Origin of the sequence: Streptomyces javensis (genome assembly GCF_039525925.1) — a bacterium.
Lineage (GTDB): Bacteria > Actinomycetota > Actinomycetes > Streptomycetales > Streptomycetaceae > Streptomyces > Streptomyces asiaticus.
In genome coordinates, this window is the sequence record NZ_BAAAIF010000129.1 from 1 (window position 1) to 14,370 (window position 14,370).

The window sequence follows — 14,370 nt, forward strand, 5'->3', positions numbered from 1 at the left end:
GTTCGCCGTGTCGGCGGGCTGAGCGCGGTCAGCCCGCCGACACGGGTGTTCGCGGGGGCGGCGGTCGGCTTGTCGAGGGCCGGGGGCCAGGGGCGGAGCCCTTGGTGACGGGAAGGGGCGGGGAGGGGATGGACCCACCCGGCCGGTGGGCTAGGCGCCCATCGGGTGCCAGACCGTCTTCGTCTCCAGGAAGGCCAACAGGCGGCCCGTGCCGGGGTCGGTGGGCCAATCCACAGGCTGTGGACGCAGGACGCGCTTGAGGTTCTCCGCGGCGGCCTTCTCCAGCTCGGTCGCGAGTTCCGCGTCCGCGCCCGCGAGGTCGATCGCGTTGACGTCCTGGTGTGCGGCGAGCGGGGCGGCGATCTCCGCCGTGCGGCCGGACAGGACGTTGACCACGCCGCCGGGGAGGTCGGAGGTGGCCAGGACCTCGGCCAGGGAGAGGGCGGGCAGTGGGGCGCGCTCGGCGGCGACGACCACCGTCGTGTTCCCGGTGACGATCGCCGGGGCGATCACCGACACCAGGCCCAGGAACGACGAGTCCTGGGGCGCGAGGAGCGCGACGACGCCGGTCGGTTCGGGGGAGGAGAGGTTGAAGTACGGCCCGGCCACGGGGTTGGCGGACCCGGCGATCTGGGCCGTCTTGTCGGACCAGCCCGCGTACCAGACCCAGCGGTCGATCGCGGCGTCGACCTGGAGACCCGCCTTGGACTTCGACAGGCCCTCGGCGTCCGCGACCTCGCGGACGAACTGGTCGCGGCGGCCCTCCAGCATCTCGGCGACGCGGTAGAGGATCTGGCCCCGGTTGTAGGCGGTGGCCCCCGACCAGCCGCCGAACGCCTTGCGCGCGGCGACGACCGCGTCCCGGGCGTCCTTGCGGGAGGCCAGCGGGGCGTTGGCCAGCCACTTGCCCTTTGCGTCGGTCACCTCGTACACCCGCCCGCTCTCGGACCGGGGGAACGTGCCCCCGACGAACAGCTTGTAGGTCTTGAGCACGGAGAGTCGGTCGTTGCGGTCAGACATCGAGGTATGCCTCCAGGCCGTGCCGGCCGCCCTCGCGGCCGTATCCGGACTCCTTGTAGCCGCCGAACGGGGAGGCCGGGTCGAACTTGTTGAAGGTGTTGGACCACACCACGCCCGCCCGGAGCTTGTTCGCCATCCACAGGATGCGCGAGCCCTTCTCCGTCCAGATGCCCGCCGACAGCCCGTACGGCGTGTTGTTGGCCTTGGCCACGGCCTCTTCGGGGGTGCGGAAGGTGAGCACCGAGAGCACCGGGCCGAAGATCTCCTCGCGGGCGATCCGGTGGGCCTGGGTGACGCCGGTGAAGAGGGTGGGCGCGAACCAGTAGCCGGAGCTGGGGAGTTCGCACGCGGGGGCCCAGCGCTCGGCGCCCTCGGCCTCGCCCGCGTCGGCCAGGGCGCGGATCCGGGCCAGCTGCTCGGCGGAGTTGATGGCGCCGATGTCGGTGTTCTTGTCCAGCGGATCGCCCACGCGCAGGGTGCTCATCCGGCGCTTGAGCGCGTCGAGCAGCTCGTCCTGGACGGACTCCTGGACCAGGAGGCGGGAGCCCGCGCAGCAGACATGGCCCTGGTTGAAGAAGATGCCGCCGATGATGCCCTCGACCGCCTGGTCGATGGGGGCGTCGTCGAAGACGATGTTCGCGGCCTTGCCCCCGAGTTCGAGGGTGACCTTCTTCTTCGTACCGGCCACCGTACGGGCGATGGCCTTGCCGACCTCGGTCGATCCGGTGAAGGCCACCTTGTCGACACCGGGGTGGGCGACCAGCTCGGCGCCGGTCGAGCCGTCGCCGGTGACGATGTTCACCACGCCCTTGGGCAGCCCCGCCTGACGGCAGATGTCCGCGAAGAACAGGGCGCTCAGCGGGGTCGTCTCGGCGGGCTTGAGGACGACCGTGTTGCCGGTGGCGAGCGCCGGGGCGATCTTCCAGGCCAGCATCAGGAGGGGGAAGTTCCAGGGGATGATCTGGCCCGCGACGCCCAGCGGCTTCGGGTCGGGTCCATAGCCCGCGTACGCGAGCTTGTCGGCCCAGCCCGCGTAGTAGAAGAAGTGCGCCGCGACCAGCGGCAGATCGGCGTCGCGCGACTCACGGATCGGCTTGCCGTTGTCCAGCGACTCCAGGACGGCCAGTTCGCGGGAGCGCTCCTGGACGATCCGCGCGATGCGGAAGAGGTACTTGGCGCGCTCGGAACCGGGGAGCGCGGACCAGGCCCCGAACGCCTTACGGGCGGCCTTGACGGCGCGGTCCACGTCCTCGACGCCCGCCTGGGCGACCTCGGAGAGGACCTCCTCGGAGGAGGGGGAGAGTGTCTTGAAGACCTTGCCGTCGCCCGCCTCGGCGAACTCCCCGTCGATGAACAGGCCGTAGGACGGGGCGATGTCGACGACCGCGCGGGACTCGGGCGCGGGTGCGTACTCGAAAACTGGCATGGCGTATCAGTCCACCGTCACGTAGTCGGGACCGGAGTACCGGCCGGTGCTCAGCTTCTGGCGCTGCATGAGCAGATCGTTGAGCAGGCTGGAGGCGCCGAAGCGGAACCACTCCGGGGAGAGCCACTCGTCGCCCAGCGTCTCGTTGACCATCACCAGGTACTTGATCGCGTCCTTGGAGGTGCGGATGCCGCCCGCGGGCTTCACGCCCACCTGTACGCCGGTGGCAGCGCGGAAGTCGCGGACCGCCTCCAGCAGGACGAGGGTGACGGGCGGGGTCGCGTTGACGGCCACCTTGCCGGTGGAGGTCTTGATGAAGTCCGCGCCCGCGAGCATCGCCAGCCAGGAGGCGCGGCGGACGTTGTCGTACGTCTGGAGCTCGCCGGTCTCGAAGATGACCTTGAGGTGGGCCGCGGTGCCGCTGCCGTCCTCGCGGACGCAGGCCGCCTTCACCTGCCGGATCTCCTCGAAGACCTCGAGGTAGCGGCCGGAGAGGAAGGCGCCGCGGTCGATCACCATGTCGATCTCGTCGGCCCCGGCGGCGACCGCGTCCCGGGTGTCCGCCAGCTTGACCGGCAGCGAGGCCCGGCCGGAGGGGAAGGCGGTGGCGACGGCGGCCACATGGATGCCGCTGCCGGTCAGGGCCTCCTTGGCGGTGGCCACCATGTCGCCGTAGACGCAGATCGCCGCGACCTTCGGGGTGGTGCGGTCGGTGGGGTCGGGGTTGATCCCCTTGGCGCAGAGCGCCCGGACCTTGCCCGGGGTGTCGGCACCCTCGAGGGTCGTCAGGTCGATCATCGAGATCGCCAGGTCGATGGCGTACGCCTTCGCCGTGGTCTTGATCGAGCGGGTGCCGAGGGTCGCGGCACGGGCCTGTAGGCCGACCGCGTCGACGCCCGGCAGGCCGTGCAGGAAGCGGCGCAGTGCGCCGTCAGTGGCGGTCACGTCCGCCATTGACGCGAGTCGCTCCGCGGCCTCTTTGCCGTATGCGGGAACTGTGGTGGGCATGGTCACCAGATGAGCATATCTACGCGCGTAGTCGGATGTCACCCCCGGGCCCGGAATCGACCGGGGCCAGGGGCCGGCGACCCCGCGTCTCCCCTGGGCGCCCCCCGCCTCCTGAGTGTGGTGCACAATCGGGCGCATGACGAGCCCGGACGACGACTCCACCCCCGCTGCCTCCAGCTCCGCCTCCTCCGATGCCGAGACCGAGACCTTCTCGGACCGGATCTACCGCTCCCCGAGCGGTATCGCGGGCGGGGTGCTGCTGCTCGGGCTCAGCGGCTGGCTGGGCATCGACGCGATGATCCGGGGCGAGGGCCGGACGCCGTGGCTGGCGCTGGCCGGGCTGCTCTTCGCGGTCCCGGTGGTGATCGCCTTCACGGTGCGCCCGGCGGTGTACGCGGGCCAGGACCGGCTGCTCGTCCGCAACCCGTTCCGTACGATCACGTTGCCCTGGGCCTCGGTCGAGGGGCTGCGCGCCGGATACACCAGCGAGGTGCTCGCGGGCGGGGCCACCTACCAGCTGTGGGCGATCCCGGTCTCGCTGCGCCAGCGCAAGCGGGCCGCCCGGCAGCAGGCCAGGGCGGCCTCCGAGGACCCCTTCGGCACCACGTCCGCCCATGTCGCGGCGAACAAGCCCGACGAGGACCGCCGGGCCCCCTCCGACGCGGCCATCGGCGACCTGCGCGAGATGGCCGAACTCAACGCCCAGCGCGAGGGCGCCCAGGGCGCGCCGGAGGTGCGATGGGCCTTCGAGATGATCGCGCCGACGCTGGCGGGCGCGGTGCTGCTGGGCGTCATGCTGGCGATCGGCTGAGAGCTGGGCCGGTGAGTCCGGTTACCGGTGGCCCTGATTCCGGCTGACCGTCGGGTGCCTGACCCGCCGCTGGGGGCCGAGCCGGCGGCACCCACGTCCCGCCCCCAGAGGACCGGGCGGCCGGGGCCGGAGGCCACGCGGCCATCAGTACGGACCGGGGCCGACGGCCGGACGGGGCGGTCGTCACCGTGACGGCCCATGTGACACGTTCCGCTACAGCGTGCACCCGGGGGCGGGGCGATGCCCCCGGGTCGTCCATGGCCTTTTCGGCTGCCTCAGCCGGATCCGAGCCGCTCCGGCGCCGTCACTGATCGCCGTGGGCGACGGCGACGGGCTCGGCAGCCGAACCGCCCGCACCCGCATCCGCGGTCGCCGCTTCCGGGGGCTGGATTCCCGCCGCCACCGAAAGGTCCGCCTTGAGCGCGGCCAGCACGGTGTCCGCCGTGGCGCGGGCCGGGGTGAGGGAGTCGGCGGCGGGGACGTCGACGACCACCTCCAGGTAGCACTTCAGCTTCGGCTCGGTGCCGCTGGGCCGGACGACCACGCGGGCGCCGCGGACGGTCCCCTTCCCGGCGAGCTGATAGCGCAGGCCGTCCGTCGGGGGCAGGGTGTCCGTGCCCCGCGTCAGGTCCTCCGCCGAAGTCACGGCGAGCCCCGCGAGCTCGGTGGGCGGCTGTTCGCGCAGCCGCTTCATCGCGGTGCCGATCACGGAGAGGTCGGTGACCCGGACGGACAGCTGGTCGGTGGCGTGCAGCCCGTGGGCCACCGCGATGTCGTCCAGCAGATCCGCGAGGGTGCGGCCCTGCTCCTTGAGCTCGGACGTCAGCTCGGCCACGAGCAGCGCGGCCGTGATGCCGTCCTTGTCGCGTACGCCCTCCGGGTCCACGCAGTAGCCGAGCGCCTCCTCGTACGCGTAGCGCAGCCCGTCCACCCGGGCCAGCCACTTGAAGCCGGTCAGCGTCTCGGCGTACGGCAGCCCCGCGTCGTCCGCGATCCGGGACAGGAGCGACGACGAGACGATCGTGGTCGCGAACGCGCCGCGGGCGCACTTGTGGACGAGATGGGTGGCGAGGAGCGCGCCGACCTCGTCCCCGCGCAGCATCCGCCAGCTCGCGGCGTCCGTGGGGGCCGTGGGGTTCGTGATCGTGGGGATGGCCACGGCGCAGCGGTCGGCGTCCGGGTCGTTGGCGATGATGATGTCCGGCGCGACCCTGCGGGCCGTGGCGAAGGCCAGGTCCATCGCCCCCGGCTCCTCCGGGTTGGGGAACGCGACGGTCGGGAACGCCGGGTCGGGCTCCGCCTGCTCGGGCACGACCGCGGGCTCGGGGAACCCCGCACGGGCGAACGCCGCGGTGAGGGTCTCCCGGCCGACCCCGTGCAGCGGGGTGTAGACGACGCGTGCGTTCCGGGGCGAACCCGGGGTGAGAACGGCGTCGGTCCGCGCGAGGTACGCCTCCAGGACGTCGTCGTTCAGCGTCTCCCAGCCGGTCTCGGGCCGGGGCACGTCGTCCAGGCCGCGGATCGCCGCGATCTCGGCGGCGATCTCGGCGTCGGCGGGCGGCACGATCTGGGAGCCGTCGCCGAGGTAGACCTTGTAGCCGTTGTCGCGGGGCGGGTTGTGGCTCGCGGTGACCTCGACTCCGGCGATCGCGCCGAGGTGGCGGATGGCGAAGGCGAGCACGGGCGTGGGGAGGGGGCGGGGCAGTACGGCGGCGCGGAAGCCGGCGCCGGTCATGACGGCGGCGGTGTCGCGGGCGAACTCGGCGCTCTTGTAGCGGGCGTCGTACCCGATGACGACGAGCCCTTGACCGCCCTGACGGCCCTGACCGCCCTGACTGCCCTGACCGCCCTGGCCGCTCTGGCCGTGATACGTGCGCAGATACGCGGCGAGCCCGGCGGCGGCGCGGATGACGACGGCGCGGTTCATCCGCATGGGCCCGGCACCGAGCTCACCCCGGAGACCGGCGGTACCGAACTGCAACGTGCCGGAGAACCGCTCGGCGATCGCGTCGACGGCATCGTCGTGGAGCAGTTTCCCGAGCTCGTCCCGCGTCTCGGGATCGGGATCCTCGGCAAGCCATGCGCGAGCCTGGGCGATGAGATCGGGCTCCGTGGCCATGGGGGCCTCCTGGGGGGTGGTCGTATGGGTCGTGCGGGTGCGGTGGTGGTTGCTGGGGTGCGCGGTGGGTCCGTGGTCGGGTGCGGGGGCGGGGCCTCCGGGGCGGGGCTCTGGACCGTATATTTACGGCGCCATTGACCGGGGGCTTTGAGCTGGCCGGAGATTGGCGCCACAAATACACGTAAGCGTCCAGAACCCCGCCCCTCCGACCCCGCCCCCTCCCGAGCGTCGGCGACCGCCCCCCGGTGACACGGACCCCCGCCGGTTCCGGACCCGTCCGGGGCGTCCCTGAGCCTCGTCGGCGACCGAGCCCCGGGCCCTCGCCCTCTGAGGGCGGTCCCGTCTCCGCCCGCCTCGTCGGCATCCGTACCCGATGGCTCCTCGGCGACGGGGAGTCGCCGAAAAGCGCCACCGGCAGGTGGACGTTGGAGAGGCGCCCGTGCCACTCGCGGGTAGCCGCTGAAACGGGGTGGGCCGGGGGGCGGACGGGAGCCTGCGCCACCAGCGGGTGGCCGCTGTTCCCCTCCGGCGACCCGGAGTCGGACAAGCGACTCGAGCCACTCGCGGCTACCCGCGAGACGGTGGGAAGGCGCTGGTGTGGCGCCCACTCGTCCCGCGTCCGGCCCCCCGGCGGTCCGGAGTCCAAGAAGAGGCTTGGCCACTCGCGGGTGGCCGCTGTCTCGGCGTGAGCCGGGGACGGGAGGCGCCCGTGCCACCGGTGGGTGGCCGCGGGACGGCGGGAGGGGGTGGGGTCGGAGGGGTGGTGTCCTGGACACTTACGTGTATTTGTGGCGCCAATCTCCGGCCCACACAAAGCCCTCGGTCAATGGCGCCGTAAATATACGGTCCAGGGCGCCACCCCGGAGGCCCCGCCCCCGGCACCCACCACACAACCGACCGCGCACCCCGGTCCGCCCCGCGCAGCGCACCCCGGTCCGCCCGGCCCGCGGCCCGCCGCGCCCCGCGTGCCTCGCGCATCGCTGTTCAGTTAGCCAAGGGGTGAGTACCCGCCCAGGACGCCGTGACGCCGACCCCGCCCGGGGATCAGAGCCGGTCGAGGACCTGGGCCAGCAGGCTGCCCATGCGGGAGGCGGAGTCGCGGCCCGCCTGGAGGACCTCCTCGTGGTTGAGGGGCTCGCCCGTCATACCGGCCGCGAGGTTCGTCACCAGGGAGATCCCGAGCACCTCCGCGCCCGCCTCGCGCGCCGCGATGGCCTCCAGGGTGGTCGACATGCCCACCAGGTCGGCCCCTATCGTGCGGGCCATGTTGATCTCCGCCGGAGTCTCGTAGTGCGGCCCGGGGAACTGGGCGTAGACGCCCTCCTCCAGGGTCGGGTCGACCTGCTGGCACAGGGCGCGCAGCCGCGGCGAGTACAGGTCGGTGAGGTCGACGAAGTTGGCGCCCACGATCGGCGAGGTGGCCGTGAGGTTGATGTGGTCGCTGATCAGTACCGGCTGGCCGGGGCGCATGCCCTCGCGGAGGCCGCCGCAGCCGTTCGTCAGGATGATGGTCTTGCAGCCCGCGGCCACGGCGGTGCGTACGCCGTGTGCGACGGCGGCGACACCACGCCCCTCGTAGTAGTGCGTACGGCCGAGGAAGACCAGCGCCCGCTTGTCGTTGATCCGGTACGACCGGATCCGGCCCGCGTGGCCCGCGACGGCGGGCGGCGGGAAGCCGGGCAGCTCGGTGACGGGGAACTCGTGCTCGGGCGCCCCGAGGGCGTCGGTGGCGGGGACCCAGCCGGAGCCCAGGACCAGCGCGACGTCGTGGGTTTCCGCGCCGGTCAGCTCGCGCAGGCGGGTGGCGGCGGCGTCGGCGGCGGCGTGTGGGTCGCTCTGGTTGTCCCAAGAAACTGATGCGTTCACGCGCACGAGGGTAGCCGGTAACTGCCTACGCGCGTAGACGGAGTCCGCCGAGGTGTTCGGATCGTTGCATTGCCGCAAGCCTCACGGCCGGACCCGCGCGTCGCGCCGCCCCGAGCCAACCAGCGGAACCGGCGCAACCGGCCCTCCGGGGCACCCCCGGTAACCACGGCAACCAGCGCAAACCAGAGCAACTGGGAAACCAGGGCAACCGGGAAACCAGAGCAACCGGAAAACCAGGGCAACCGGGAAGCCAGAGCAACCGGGAAACCAGCCCAACCGGAAACACCGGACTCAGCAGGGACGCTTCCGCAGCTCCATCACATAGTCGTGCGGCGCCCCCGCCGACTCCGCCGCGTCCGCGATCTCGCCCAGGTAGCGGGCCGAGGGCAGCCCGCCCTCGTAGCCGTTGAGGACGTAGAGCCAGGCGGCCTCGTCGCCGTCCAGCGTGTGGACGCGGATCCGCATCCGGCGGTAGATGTCGAGGCCGACGCCCTCCCAGCGGTCCATGGAGTCCTCGTCCATGGGCGCGATGTCGTAGAGGGCGACGAAGACCTGGGAGCGCGGGGCCTCCACGATCGTGGGGAGGGCGCCCTCCCAGCCCATCTGCTCACCGCCGAAGGTGAGGCGCCAGCCGTTCAGCCAGCCCGTTCCGCGCAGCGGGGAGTGTGGGGCGCGGCGGGACATCAGCCGCGCGTCGAGGTTGCCGGCGTACGCGGCGTAGAGCGACATGGGTCTGAGGGTACGGGAGTGGGGTGGAACGGCCCTCGGGGTGGGAGGTTTGGCGGGAGGTTCGGTGAGAGGTTTCGTACGGTGGTCGCCCCCACGAAACCCCCCGGGCTGAAGGCATTCGAACCGGTGCGGGACAATGGAGCATGTGACTCGGATCGTGATCATTGGTGGCGGACCCGGCGGCTATGAGGCGGCGCTGGTCGCCGCGCAGCTCGGCGCGGAGGTGACCGTCGTCGACTGCGACGGTCTGGGCGGGGCGTCGGTGCTCACCGACTGTGTGCCGTCGAAGACGTTGATCGCCACTGCCGAGGTGATGACGACCTTCGACTCCTCCTACGAGGAGCTGGGGATCATCGTCGCCGACGACACCCCGCCGCTGGAGCAGGCGGCGCGGGTGGTCGGCGTGGATCTGGGCAAGGTCAACCGCCGGGTGAAGCGGCTCGCGCTCGCCCAGTCGCACGACATCACGGCCTCGGTCACCCGGGCCGGCGGCCGGGTCATGCGCGGGCGTGCGCGGGTGGAGCCGCAGCAGTCGCTGGACGGCTCGCGGCGGGTGATCGTACGGGCCGCGGACGGCAGCGAGCAGACGCTGGTGGCGGACGCGGTGCTGCTGGCGACGGGCGCCCACCCCAGGGAGATCCCGGACGCGCAGCCGGACGGCGAGCGGATCCTGAACTGGACGCAGGTGTACGACCTGGACGAGCTGCCCCGGGAGCTGATCGTGGTCGGCTCCGGTGTCACGGGTGCGGAGTTCGCGGGTGCGTACCAGGCGCTGGGGTCGAAGGTCACGCTGGTCTCCAGCCGGGACCGGGTGCTGCCGGGTGAGGACCCGGACGCGGCGGCGGTGCTGGAGGACGTCTTCCGGCGCCGGGGGATGAACGTGATGTCGCGCTCCAGGGCGCAGGCCGCCAAGCGGGTGGGGGACCGGGTGGAGGTGACGCTCTCGGACGGGCGGGTCATCTCCGGCACCCACTGTCTGATGGCGGTCGGCTCGATCCCGAACACGGCGGGCATCGGTCTGGAGGAGGCCGGGGTCAAGCTGGCGGAGTCGGGGCACATCCTGACCGACAAGGTGTCCCGGACCAGCGCGCCGGGGATCTACGCGGCCGGTGACTGTACCGGTGTGCTGGCGCTGGCGTCGGTGGCGGCGATGCAGGGCCGGATCGCGATGTACCACTTCCTCGGGGACGCGGTGACCCCGCTGAACCTGAAGACGGTCTCGGCGAACGTCTTCACCGACCCCGAGATCGCCACGGTCGGCTACTCGCAGGCGGACGTGGACGGCGGGAAGATCGACGCCCGGGTGGTGAAGCTGCCGCTGCTGCGCAATCCGCGGGCGAAGATGCAGGGCATCCGGGACGGCTTCGTCAAGATCTTCTGCCGTCCGGGCACCGGTATCGTGGTCGGCGGTGTGGTGGTCGCGCCGCGGGCGAGCGAGCTGATCCACCCCATATCGCTGGCGGTGGACAACAATCTGACGGTGGAGCAGATCGCCAACGCCTTCACGGTCTACCCCTCGCTGTCCGGTTCGATCGCCGAGGTGGCCCGGCAGTTGCACACCCGGAAGACTCAGGAAGAGTCATAGACCCGGTCCTTATAGCACTTCGTACCCTCACAGATGTCCAACTTCTGCTAATTGGTGCAAGCTGCTGAAAACAGACGGTCGTTGGCGTTACTGTCAGTTTCGTGTTCGCTGCAGAACGTCGCCAATTGATCCTTGAAATGGTGCGCGCGAACGGAGCGGTGTCGCTCCGGGAGCTCGCCCGCGTCGTCCAGACCTCCGAAGTGACCGTCCGGCGTGATGTGCGGGCGCTGGAGGCAGAAGGACTGCTCGACCGCCGGCACGGCGGTGCGGTGCTGCCGGGCGGATTCACCAGGGAGTCCGGCTTCCCGCAGAAATCCCATCTAGCGACCGCGGAGAAGACGGCCATCGCCGATCTCGCGGCCGGTTTCGTCGAGGAGGGCGAGGCCGTCGTCGTCGGCGCCGGAACCACCACCCAGGAGCTGGCCCGTCGGCTCGCGCGGGTTCCGGGGCTGACCGTGGTCACCAATTCCCTGCTGGTCGCGCAGGCGTTGGCGCATGCCAACCGGGTCGAGGTCGTGATGACCGGCGGCACCCTGCGCGGCTCCAACTACGCCCTGGTCGGCAGCGGCGCCGAGCAGTCCCTCCAGGGGCTGCGGGTCTCGCGCGCCTTCCTGTCCGGCAGCGGGCTGACCGCCGAGCGCGGCCTGTCCACCTCCAACATGCTCTCGGCCAGCGTCGACCGGGCGCTGGTCCAGGCGGCGGCGGAGGTGGTCGTGCTCGCCGACCATACGAAGCTGGGCTCCGACACCATGTTCCAGACGGTGCCCACCGATGTGATCACCCGGCTGGTGACCGATGAGCCGCCCGCCCATGACGACCGTGCCCTGACCGAGCTCCAGGCCCTCGCGGACCAGGGGGTTCAGATCGCCGTGGCCGGGCCGGACGCGGGGTCCGGCCCGGTCGGCGGCGGTGAGGGCGGTGGTTCGGCGGGGCGGCAGTCGGGGCGGCTGGGCGCGTCCCAGGGCCGTGGCGGCGGCGAGGAGGGCCTGCCGCTGCCGGGGCCGCGCCGTAACCACCCCCACCCCCCGGGCGGGCCCGGCTCCGCCCAGCTGCGCACCGCGGTGCCGCTGGCGGAGCAGCAGCCGGGGCGGGTGGCGGACCTGGCGCCGCGCCGCCGCTAGGGGGTGCCCTACGGCCAGGGGGTGTCCTACGGCTCGTGACGCCTGCGGCGGGCCACGCGGCGGAGCGGCATATCGATGCTTCCCCTACCCGCCCCTTCCCGGCACCTGGACGATATGCGGCTCCGCCGCGTGTGGGGCTCAGCCCCGGGCCCCGGAGTCCGGGGCGGAGCCCCTGCCCCGCGGCTCCGCGGCGTGGTCCGCCGGGCACCCGGTGGCGAGTGGTCGCCGACGGACGTCAGCGGGCCCGGAGACCCGGGGGTCGGCGGGCCGTGGGGCCCGGGGGTCGGCGGGCCGTGGGGCCCGGGGGTCTGCGGGCCTGGAGGCTCCGGTGTCAGCGGGCCTTGAGACCCGTGAAGGCCAGCGCCAGCAGCCGGTCGGCCAACTCCGGGTCGTCCGGCGACTGCTCCACGGCCAGTGCGATCGCGTTCGTGAGCTGCATCAGATCGGCGATGACCACATCGGACCGTACGGCACCGCTCTGCTGGGCGCGGGCGAGCAGTTCGCTGCCCGCCTCGCGCAGCGGCAGACCGCAGCCGCGGGACAGCTCCGAGGTCTCGTCGCCCGAGCACGCCATCAGGGCCTGGGACAGCCCGCGGTATGTGCTCGCGTGGTCCACGATCGCGCGCAGCCAGTCGATCAACGCCTGACACGGCCGCGGCGCCTGGGCCAGCTCCCGCGACCGCTCCAGCAGGGCGCATATCTCGCCCTGGAAGACCGCGCCCATCAGCGCGGTGCGGTTGGGGAAGTGGCGATAGAGGGTGCCGATGCCGACGCCCGCGCGGCGTGCGATGTCCTCCAGCGAGGCATCGGTACCGTGCTGGGTGAAGGCCGTGCGCGCCTCGGCCAGCAGCCGCTCGTAGTTGCGGCGCGCGTCGGCGCGCATGGGGCGCGGTGGCGTCTGCGCCGTGGCTGTCTCGATCGCCATCGCGGTCCTCCCTGCCGTCCCTGCCCGTGGGTCAAGCATGCCATTTCGTGACCGGAGGCACGCCCTGGCCAGGCAACGCGGGTGCCGGAGGCGGCATCAAACAGGGCGACGGCACCGTGCGTTGCGGTGCGCCGGAGTGGAAGAACAATGGGACTGACCAGTCGATCACTCGAGTATGTGATGATCGCCCTCGCCGTGGCGTGCGCGGGGCTGACGCTCTGGCAGTGGCCGCGCTTCGCGGGCCGGGGCGTACGGGCCTGGGCGGGCCGGCTGGCCGCCCTCGCCGTGACCCAGTGCGTGATCGTGGCCGCCCTGGCCCTCGCGGTGAACAGCGCCTTCCAGTTCTACGGGTCCTGGGCCGAGCTGCTGGGCGAGGACGATGCGGCACCGGCGGCCCTGTCCCATGTGCAGGGCGGCGCCGCGGGGCCGGTCGGGGAGGCGGGCGGGCTGGTGCGGCCCGCCCCGCCGCAGGGGCTGAACACGGTGCACGGACTGCCGAGCGGGCCGCCCGCCGAGGCGGGCAAGGTCGAGTCGGTGCGGATCCTGGGCCGCCGCAGCCAGGTGGCCAACCCGGCGTATGTCTATCTGCCGCCGCAGTACTTCCAGCGCCAGTACGCCCGGCAGCGCTTCCCCGTGATCGTGGCGATCAGCGGCTACCCCGGCGGGTCCTTCCTGCTGGCCCAGCATCTGCGGCTGCCCCAGACCGCGGGCGGTCTGATCCGCGGCGGGGCGCTCCAGCCGGCCGTCATCGTGATGGTGCGGCCCACCATCGCCCCGCCCCGCGACACCGAGTGCGTGGACGTCCCCGGCGGCCCCCAGGCCGAGACCTACTTCGCCCGGGACCTGCCGGAGGCGCTGCGGGCGCACTACCGGATCGGCCATGACCCCAGCGCCTGGGGCGTGCTGGGCTATTCGTCGGGCGGCACCTGCGCCCTTCAGCTGACCCTGCGTCATCCCCGCGTCTACAGCGCGGCCGCGGCCCTGTCACCCGACTACCGCGTGGTCAACGACCCCACCACCGGCGACCTCTTCGGCCGGGGCCCGGCGGGCGAGCGCAGGAAGCGGGAGCACGATGTGCTGTGGCGGCTGCGCCATCTGCCGCAGCCGCAGGTGTCGGTGCTGGTGGCCTCCAGCCGCCGGGGCGAGCCCGACTACGGCGCCACCCGCGACTTCCTGGCCGCGGTCCGGCCGCCGATGAGCGCGCAGTCGATCATCCTGGACCGGGGCAGCCACAACTTCCGCACCTGGCGCCGCGAGCTGCCCACCGCCCTGCGGTGGATGAACGGTCAGCTGACCTTCCCGCAGGACGTGGTGCACAGCCGCTGAGCGGGCCGTACGCGACGACGGCGGGCCCCGGCCGGATGGTTCCGGCCGGGGCCCGCCGTCATGGGGCTTGTGGTGGGGCGGTCAGCCCTTGATCTGCCCGTCAGCCCTTGATCTGCCCGTCAGCCCTTGATCTGTCCGTCAGTCCTTGATCTCGCAGATGACCGCGCCCGAGGTGAGGGACGCGCCGACCTCGGCGGCCAGGCCCTTGACCGTGCCCGCGCGGTGGGCGTTGATGGGCTGCTCCATCTTCATGGCCTCCAGGACCACGACAAGGTCGCCCTCGGCCACGGTGTCGCCCTCGCCCACGGCCACCTTGACGATGGTGCCCTGCATCGGGGAGGCCAGGGCGTCGCCGGAGGCGCCGGAGCCGGACTTCTTGACCGCCTTGCGCTTCGGCTTCTTCGAGCCGCCCGCGGGGGCGGTGGCCACGCCCA

Annotated in this window: 12 protein-coding genes; 4 read left to right on the forward strand and 8 right to left on the reverse strand. The window is 72.5% G+C overall.

Annotation, left to right across the window (positions count from 1 at the left end):
• Positions 1-150 precede the first annotated feature (150 nt).
• The 3 genes from ABD329_RS46115 to deoC are packed head-to-tail and all read right to left on the reverse strand — an operon-like array spanning position 151 to position 3,454.
• Entirely contained in the window at positions 151-1,020 is an 870-nt protein-coding gene (locus ABD329_RS46115) for an aldehyde dehydrogenase family protein (RefSeq protein ID WP_198281029.1), read from the reverse strand.
• A complete protein-coding gene (locus ABD329_RS46120) occupies positions 1,013-2,446 on the reverse strand; it encodes an aldehyde dehydrogenase family protein (protein WP_198281028.1) in 1,434 nt (477 codons plus the stop codon). Before ABD329_RS46120 ends, ABD329_RS46115 begins: the two co-directional genes overlap by 8 nt.
• 6 nt (positions 2,447-2,452) lie before the next feature.
• Positions 2,453-3,454, reverse strand: coding sequence for a deoxyribose-phosphate aldolase (gene deoC / locus ABD329_RS46125; RefSeq protein WP_198281030.1), 1,002 nt, complete (start codon positions 3,452-3,454; stop codon positions 2,453-2,455).
• Positions 3,455-3,590: 136 nt separating this feature from the next.
• Here deoC and ABD329_RS46130 point away from each other — a divergent pair, with 136 nt between their 5' ends.
• Positions 3,591-4,265: a PH domain-containing protein gene (locus tag ABD329_RS46130; RefSeq protein WP_198281027.1), complete on the forward strand. Its 675-nt coding sequence runs from the start codon at positions 3,591-3,593 to the stop codon at positions 4,263-4,265.
• A 304-nt stretch (positions 4,266-4,569) separates the two neighbouring features.
• On the opposite strand, the gene ABD329_RS46135 is transcribed toward ABD329_RS46130, so the two are convergent.
• The 3 genes from ABD329_RS46135 to ABD329_RS46145 form a co-directional block, all read right to left on the reverse strand.
• A complete protein-coding gene (locus ABD329_RS46135; protein WP_425574470.1) occupies positions 4,570-6,384 on the reverse strand; it encodes a phospho-sugar mutase in 1,815 nt (604 codons plus the stop codon).
• 1,044 nt (positions 6,385-7,428) lie between these two features.
• Positions 7,429-8,256, reverse strand: a complete 828-nt coding sequence (locus ABD329_RS46140; protein ID WP_425574471.1) for a purine-nucleoside phosphorylase — start codon at positions 8,254-8,256, stop codon at positions 7,429-7,431.
• A gap of 285 nt (positions 8,257-8,541) precedes the next feature.
• Positions 8,542-8,979 (reverse strand): gamma-glutamylcyclotransferase family protein, encoded by a 438-nt coding sequence (locus tag ABD329_RS46145; protein ID WP_020870716.1) that lies wholly within the window; start codon positions 8,977-8,979, stop codon positions 8,542-8,544.
• Between the two features lie 136 nt (positions 8,980-9,115).
• Here ABD329_RS46145 and ABD329_RS46150 point away from each other — a divergent pair, with 136 nt between their 5' ends.
• Together ABD329_RS46150 and ABD329_RS46155 are read left to right on the forward strand one after the other, a co-directional pair.
• A complete protein-coding gene (locus tag ABD329_RS46150) occupies positions 9,116-10,564 on the forward strand; it encodes an NAD(P)H-quinone dehydrogenase (protein ID WP_198281638.1) in 1,449 nt (482 codons plus the stop codon).
• Between the two features lie 137 nt (positions 10,565-10,701).
• Positions 10,702-11,685: a DeoR/GlpR family DNA-binding transcription regulator gene (locus tag ABD329_RS46155; protein WP_425574472.1), complete on the forward strand. Its 984-nt coding sequence runs from the start codon at positions 10,702-10,704 to the stop codon at positions 11,683-11,685.
• 331 nt (positions 11,686-12,016) lie between these two features.
• On the opposite strand, the gene ABD329_RS46160 is transcribed toward ABD329_RS46155, so the two are convergent.
• Complete coding sequence (locus tag ABD329_RS46160) at positions 12,017-12,610, reverse strand: TetR/AcrR family transcriptional regulator (RefSeq protein WP_191070412.1); 594 nt, start codon at positions 12,608-12,610, stop codon at positions 12,017-12,019.
• Between the two features lie 147 nt (positions 12,611-12,757).
• Between ABD329_RS46160 and ABD329_RS46165 the strand changes: the two genes are divergently transcribed.
• Entirely contained in the window at positions 12,758-13,936 is a 1,179-nt protein-coding gene (locus ABD329_RS46165) for an alpha/beta hydrolase (RefSeq protein ID WP_198280493.1), read from the forward strand.
• A gap of 138 nt (positions 13,937-14,074) precedes the next feature.
• Here the strand turns inward: ABD329_RS46165 and ABD329_RS46170 are convergent.
• On the reverse strand, positions 14,075-14,370 hold a 296-nt coding region (locus ABD329_RS46170), incomplete at its 5' end, for a biotin/lipoyl-containing protein (protein ID WP_344318066.1).